This window comes from Pseudoalteromonas prydzensis (genome assembly GCF_011050055.1).
In the GTDB taxonomy this organism is placed as follows: domain Bacteria; phylum Pseudomonadota; class Gammaproteobacteria; order Enterobacterales; family Alteromonadaceae; genus Pseudoalteromonas; species Pseudoalteromonas prydzensis_A.
Genome location: NZ_DRGM01000079.1, coordinates 95,065 through 101,422, shown reverse-complemented (window position 1 = coordinate 101,422; position 6,358 = coordinate 95,065). Strand labels below are relative to the sequence as shown.

7 protein-coding genes are annotated in these 6,358 nt (G+C 44.2%); 5 read left to right on the top strand and 2 right to left on the bottom strand.

Going from position 1 to position 6,358, the window contains the following annotated elements; genetic code table 11:
• Both ENH88_RS07640 and ENH88_RS07635 read right to left on the bottom strand, forming a co-directional pair.
• Nucleotides 1–734: sigma-54-dependent transcriptional regulator (locus ENH88_RS07640; protein ID WP_304181331.1), on the bottom strand; the 734-nt coding region annotated here is incomplete at its 3' end.
• A complete protein-coding gene (locus ENH88_RS07635) occupies nucleotides 731–2,215 on the bottom strand; it encodes a sensor histidine kinase (protein WP_304181330.1) in 1,485 nt (494 codons plus the stop codon). The genes ENH88_RS07640 and ENH88_RS07635, both read right to left, overlap by 4 nt.
• 170 nt (nucleotides 2,216–2,385) lie before the next feature.
• On the opposite strand from ENH88_RS07635, the gene ENH88_RS07630 reads away from it, so the two are divergent.
• The 5 genes from ENH88_RS07630 (at nucleotide 2,386) to folE2 (ending at nucleotide 6,356) form a co-directional block, all read left to right on the top strand.
• Nucleotides 2,386–2,757 (top strand): DUF4168 domain-containing protein, encoded by a 372-nt coding sequence (locus ENH88_RS07630; protein ID WP_283709702.1) that lies wholly within the window; start codon nucleotides 2,386–2,388, stop codon nucleotides 2,755–2,757.
• Between the two features lie 211 nt (nucleotides 2,758–2,968).
• On the top strand, nucleotides 2,969–3,472 hold the full coding sequence (locus tag ENH88_RS07625) for a ZrgA family zinc uptake protein (RefSeq protein WP_304181328.1): 504 nt from the start codon (nucleotides 2,969–2,971) through the stop codon (nucleotides 3,470–3,472).
• 81 nt (nucleotides 3,473–3,553) lie between these two features.
• Nucleotides 3,554–3,964 carry a MerC domain-containing protein gene (locus ENH88_RS07620; RefSeq protein WP_283709704.1) on the top strand — a complete coding sequence of 137 codons (411 nt, stop codon included), beginning with the start codon at nucleotides 3,554–3,556 and terminating at the stop codon, nucleotides 3,962–3,964.
• Nucleotides 3,965–4,089: 125 nt separating this feature from the next.
• Nucleotides 4,090–5,424, top strand: coding sequence for a dihydroorotase (locus tag ENH88_RS07615; RefSeq protein ID WP_304181325.1), 1,335 nt, complete (start codon nucleotides 4,090–4,092; stop codon nucleotides 5,422–5,424).
• An 11-nt stretch (nucleotides 5,425–5,435) separates the two neighbouring features.
• Nucleotides 5,436–6,356, top strand: a complete 921-nt coding sequence (folE2, locus tag ENH88_RS07610; protein ID WP_304181323.1) for a GTP cyclohydrolase FolE2 — start codon at nucleotides 5,436–5,438, stop codon at nucleotides 6,354–6,356.
• The last annotated feature ends 2 nt before the right edge of the window (nucleotides 6,357–6,358 follow it).

Here is a 6,358-nt window from a genome sequence, read left to right as displayed (position 1 = left end):
TCATCAAGCAATAAGGTGCCGCCATCGGCTTCTTTAAATAAACCCGATCGCTGTTGGCGCGCGCCGGTAAATGCACCGGCGGCATGGCCAAAAAACTCACTTTCCATTAGTTCAGCGGGGATCCCCGCACAGTTAATGGCAATAAATGGTTGTTCACTGCGCGAGCTTTGTTGATGTATTGCCCGTGCAACCAACTCTTTGCCGGTGCCACTTTCTCCTAAAATAAGTACTGCCCCTTGTGCCGACGCAACTTGAGTTATTTGTTGGTACAAACGGCGCATAGCACGGCTTTTACCAACTAAACCTGCGGGGCCATCTTGCTGTTGTTGCCTCAGTTGCTGCACTTCATTACGCAGCGCTTTATGGGCTAATAAACGCTGTACCGACAAAGCCAAATGCTCTAAGTCAAGCGGCTTGGTCAAAAAGTCATCGGCGCCTTGCTTTAGCGCATTTACCGCTTGGCGCACAGTACCAAAAGCGGTAATGAGTAATAGGGCTGGCGGCTCAGGTTGCTGTTTTAAGCGTTGTAATAATTGCATGCCATCAATGCCTGGCAGCCTGATATCGCTGATCACTAAATCAAAGCGCTGCTCGCTAATACAACCGAGTAAATCTTCTGCACAGCCACAGGCGGTGACTTGATAGCCTTGGCTGGCTAACTCTTCTTGTAATAGCTCCAGTAAATCTGGGTCGTCTTCAACTATGGCTAATCGGTAAGGCGACAAACTGCTCATGGGTATATATCCTGCTTGGTTAGCGGTAAGGTTAAGGTCACTTCGCAGCCACCTTCGGGGTTGTTTTTTAAGCTCACAGTGCCACGATGTTCCTGCATAATTTGCTGCACTATGGCAAGACCTAACCCCGTTCCTTGACCTTGTGGCTTGGTTGACACAAAAGGGGTCATCATTTGCTCTGTGGTGAGATTACTGGTTAACCCTTTACCATCATCTTGAACCTTAATAAGCAGCTGATCGTGTTGTTGTTGCGACTCAATCACCACCTGACTGGCAGCTGCTTGCGTGGCGTTTCTTAATACATTAACAAGCGCCAACTCTAGCCGTGCAATATCGACATATAACAGTATATCGGGGCAAGGAAGTTTGATTTCGGGTTGTTTTTCATCGTCTTGTAACTCATAACTAATGCTCTGCACGGCTTGCTGCAATAGCGGTAATAAAGCAATCCGCTGCCAGCTAGTCACCGGCGTATGAGCAAACGCTTGCAGCTGTTTTACCATGCGATTAAGGCGTAATACTTGACCACGAATTGCCTGTAGTTGGCGCTGGCTGTCGGCATCGGGATATTGGCGTAATAACCGCTGCGCACGGCCATCGATAACGCTTAATGGCGCGCCCAATTCATGGGCAACGCCGCTAACGACTTGACCAATAGCGGCCATGGTTTCTTGCTCTTTAAGCTGCTGTTCTATTTTTCGCTGTTGTGTCTGTTGCGCCAGTAGTTGCTGCTCGGCGGCATTGATTTCATCTAACATATGATTCAATCCCTTAGCGACTTCTCGCAGCTCAAGCGGGCCCTGCAAACGCGCGCGATAACGCCGATCGCCACTGGCAACCCGGCGCATACTACTGACTAATTCGTTGATCGGTTGGCCTATCACTCGTTTATGACCGCGCCACATAATCAATAAACTCAATATTGCCAGTGCAAACCAGCTTAACCAGGCTTTATTTGATAACTTAGCTAATGACTGTTCAAAGTCACTGGCCTTACGGCTAATTTGCAATAAGCCATGAATTTGACCACTGCGATTAACAATAGGCAGAAAATGCGAAAACAATGATTGCCCCGACACCGAGCGATAGCCGTCTTGTTGTTGGCCGGTGCTAACCACCTCAGATGCTAGCTGGCTATTAGTGAGATCGGGCTCAATCACGCCGGTTGCCGCAACTAAAGCACCATCAACGTCATAAATTGAGGCACCATAAACCCGCCCAATCGTGAATACCGACTCTAAATGCGCATTTATGGCGTTAGTATCTTGTTTTAATAACGCGTCGCTAATGGGTATACGTATGGCACGGCCGATCAACTCTAGATCTGTACGCATACTGGTGGTGACTAACTCGTTGGTATAAACCAAACCAAAACGTATTGCCAGCCCTGTTAGTAATAACATTGGCAAGACTACATAAAACAATAAACTGCGCTGTAAGCTCGCTAGGTGCCAATAGCGAAAACTGGATAATTTTGTCACAAGCCCTCCTCCGGTGTGTCATTAGTATACACACCACTGCTTGTGCAATAAAGCTAAACAGCCGAGATATAAATTAAATTCAATATAAATCAACATGTTATATTTATTTTAAATGTTGGCATGCTCTTCGCTATAAGTAAATCGAACTCAAAATAATTGGAGTAACATTTATGAAAAAAAATACTATCGCACTATGTATCGCCGCACTGTCTCTATCTGCCACTGCGGGTATGGTTAATGCCAATACGGGGGTAGCAGTACCACCACAACAACAGACATCAAGTATCAAAGATGCAAAGTTATTACAGTTTAGTATTGCTATGGATTCAATCGATAAAATAAGTACGCGGTATGAATCAGAGTTTCAAAGTGCTGAAGATACGGAACAAGCACAAACGATTCAGCAAAGAGCACAGGCTGAAATGGTTAAGGCTGTAGAAAAAGCAGGATTAACGGTTGCTGAGTATAGTGAAATTGCTCAACAAGCCCAACAAGATCCACAATTGCGCGAACGTATTATGACCATGTCACGCGCTGAATAATTAACTTTATAGCGCAGCTGCGCGTGTTAGTGTTATATGCACTAACGCGCGCTACGATTACCCCACTCTTATCACGCGTAATTTAATAACCTCACACTTTTTTACCTGCAATTAATCCCCCAAGTAGTCAATAAAACTCACAGATATTTATTTTACACCAGAAGAGATATGTTATATTGTAACAATAAATATTCTATAGAACGATGACTAAATGAAAAATACCTTGCTTTTTGTCATGCTATTAACACTAACGTTAAGCTTTACAACAGCAGCATACGGCCATGTACATGGTCAAGGTGAGCTTTTTGTTTCCCAACATAAGCAAACATGGTTACTGCAATTTGTTTTGCCCAGTGCCGATCTACTTGGTTTTGAACATACTCCTAAAAGTGACTCTGAACACCAAGCCATACAACAATTAGCTGCGCGATTTGCAGACCATACCCAGATCATTGCATTCAATGAAGCATGCCAGCTTGATAGTATTAAACACTCTTTGCAGACACCCAGTCAGCACACTGAGCAAGCTAATGCTCACCATGATATCGAATTAGAATATTACTTTACCTGCCCAAACACTGTTGATCAGGTCTCTGTGTTGTTATTTAAATGGGCCACTTCGTTGACCCATATCAAAGCTCAGTGGCTCAATCAGCAAGGTCAAGGTATGCAAAAATTAACAGCGGCACAACCAACAATAACATGGTCGTTTTAAATAATATGGCGTCATAGCTTAACTAAAAACGCCAACAGTGTCGCTCATTAGGCGGCAATTCACACTCAACATGAGGTACTCATGACTAAGTTACAATTATTTACCGACAAAATGGCTATAAGCCTGTCGTTCCTGTGTATTGCTCATTGCCTGTTATTACCTATGATACTCATTTTATTACCATCAATTGCGGGATTATTAGCATTCGACGATGAGTTATTTCATCGCTGGCTGATTTATGCCGTGCTGCCAATCAGTGTGATTGCATTGCTAATGGGTTACTTACACCATCGCCAAAAAAATGTTTTTATTACTGGTTCTGTTGGCCTAGTGGTGCTGATCAGTGTGCAATTTCTTACTGCATCGCAACTAGGTAAATACGGCGAAGTTATACTTACACTGCTGGGCTCATGCATTATCGCTTATGGCCACCTTCGTAATTATCAACTGCGTTGTAAGAAGCCCCACTGTACACCCACACAACAACCATGACTTTATCGCTCACTCAGGAAACTATGCTCACAATGTCGTTAGCTCAACCAACACCAGCACTAACAACATGGACGAGCAATAAGCGACTCACACTAACTTTCGACTTTAATTGCTAAGGAGTCACGATGCGTAGCCAATTAATCAAAAACGCATTATTGGTTAACGAAGGCCGCACAGTGGCCGCCGATGTGCGAATTAAAGGCGATCGCATCGACAGCATTGCTAGCAGCTTATCTGCAACTGCGCTTGATCAGGTGATCGATGCTACAGGTTGTTATTTAATGCCAGGTATGATCGACGACCAAGTTCATTTTAGAGAGCCTGGACTCAGCCATAAAGGCACTATTGCCAGTGAGTCACGCGCCGCTGTTGCGGGTGGTATTACTAGCTATATGGAAATGCCCAACGTCAATCCCGCAACAACCTCACAACAAGCACTTGAAGATAAATACGCACGCGCTAAAGCTCACTCGGCTGCTAACTACGCTTTTTATCTTGGTGCAACAGAAGACAATTTAGACACCATAAAGGCCCTTGACCGAAAAAAAATATGCGGGGTTAAAGTGTTTATGGGCGCCTCAACCGGTGATTTATTGGTTGAGAATCCAGCCGCATTAGACGCTATTTTCAGAGAAAGCCCAGTGCTTATTGCCACACATTGTGAGCATGGCCAGGTTATTCAACAAAACTTACGCAAGTTACATCATCAAGGTATCACACCCACAATACAGCACCATCCACAGATCCGTGATGAAAAAGCTTGTTATTCTTCATCGTCTTATGCTGTAGCGTTAGCAAAAAAGTACCACACGCAACTGCATGTATTGCATATTACAACAGCACGCGAGTTGAGTTTATTTACTGCTGGGCCAATTACCAATAAACACATTACAGCCGAAGCCTGCGTTCATCACTTATGGTTTAGCGATAACGATTACGCTCGTTTAGGAAACTTGATTAAATGTAACCCTGCAATCAAAAGCAATCACGATCGCCACGCCTTGTTAAACGCACTAAACAGCGATCATCTTGATATTATCGCAACCGATCATGCGCCCCATACTTGGCACGAAAAACAACAACCCTACAATCAAGCCCCTGCAGGTTTACCATTAGTTGAGCATGCCTTACTTATGCTAATGCAACAGGTTCACAATGGCACATTCAGTATTGAAAAAGTCGTTGAAAAAACCGGCCATAATCCCGCACTGCGTTATCACATTGTCGAACGAGGTTTTATCCGTGAAGGCTATTATGCCGATTTAGTGCTGCTCAACCCAAACGCAACAACCTCAGTAGCAAACCAGCATTCACGCTACCTTTGTGGCTGGACTCCGGTTGCGGATCAGCAATTTTCGGCGCGCATTGTCAGTACTTGGGTAAATGGTCAGCAAGTGTTTAACGGTTACCATATTTTAGAAGCCACTCGGGCAGCCATGCCTTTATTATTTAATCGATAGTTGGACAACTTATGAACTATTGCAACACCACCTTAGCCGATATTACTGCAACAGACCATGTAGCCTCTGCGATCCCTTTACGCTGGGTAGGAATGCAGGCCATTGCAACTCCATTGCATATTTTAACCGAGCCACCCCAGCAACTTAGTGCCAAAACAGATGTGTTTGTCAGCTTAGATCAAGGCAGCGCGAAAGGCATTCATATGTCGAGGCTGTACCTTAAAGTTAATCATGCACTGAGTTCACAGCCATTGAGCACCGCCATGTTAACCTCGCTATTAAAAGAGTTGGTTGCATCGCAACAAGGCTTAAGTCAAAGTGCAAAAATCAATTTAGCTTTTGAGTTGATGCTAAAAAAGCCGGCGCTACTCAGTAACGAATTTGGCTATCAATCGTACCCTATACAACTTAATTGCCAATATATTGCACAACAACTTAGCACACAACTTAGCTTAACAATTCCGTATTCAAGTACTTGCCCTTGCTCTGCGGCATTATCGCGACAAGCACTGAGTGACGCAGTGGAGTTGCAATTTAGTGAGCCGCAAATTAATAAAACCCAACTCACTGCTTGGCTCAAATCAGCACAAGGCAGTATCGCCACAGCCCATAGCCAGCGTTCCTTTGTTGATCTTAAACTCACCTTTTTGAACCAACAATTGCCTGATATAACAGTATTAATTAAACACTTTGAAAACGTTATTGGCACCCCAGTACAAACCGCCGTAAAACGACAAGACGAGCAAGCCTTTGCGAAACTCAACGCCAGCAACCTAATGTTTTGTGAAGATGCCGCACGACGTATAAAACAAGCATTAACAGCAATGAGCGAGTTATCGGATTACTGGTTCAAAATAGAACATCAAGAAAGCTTGCATGCACACAATGCGGTGGTGATCGACTATAAAGACAATCACAACAGCGCATATTAATC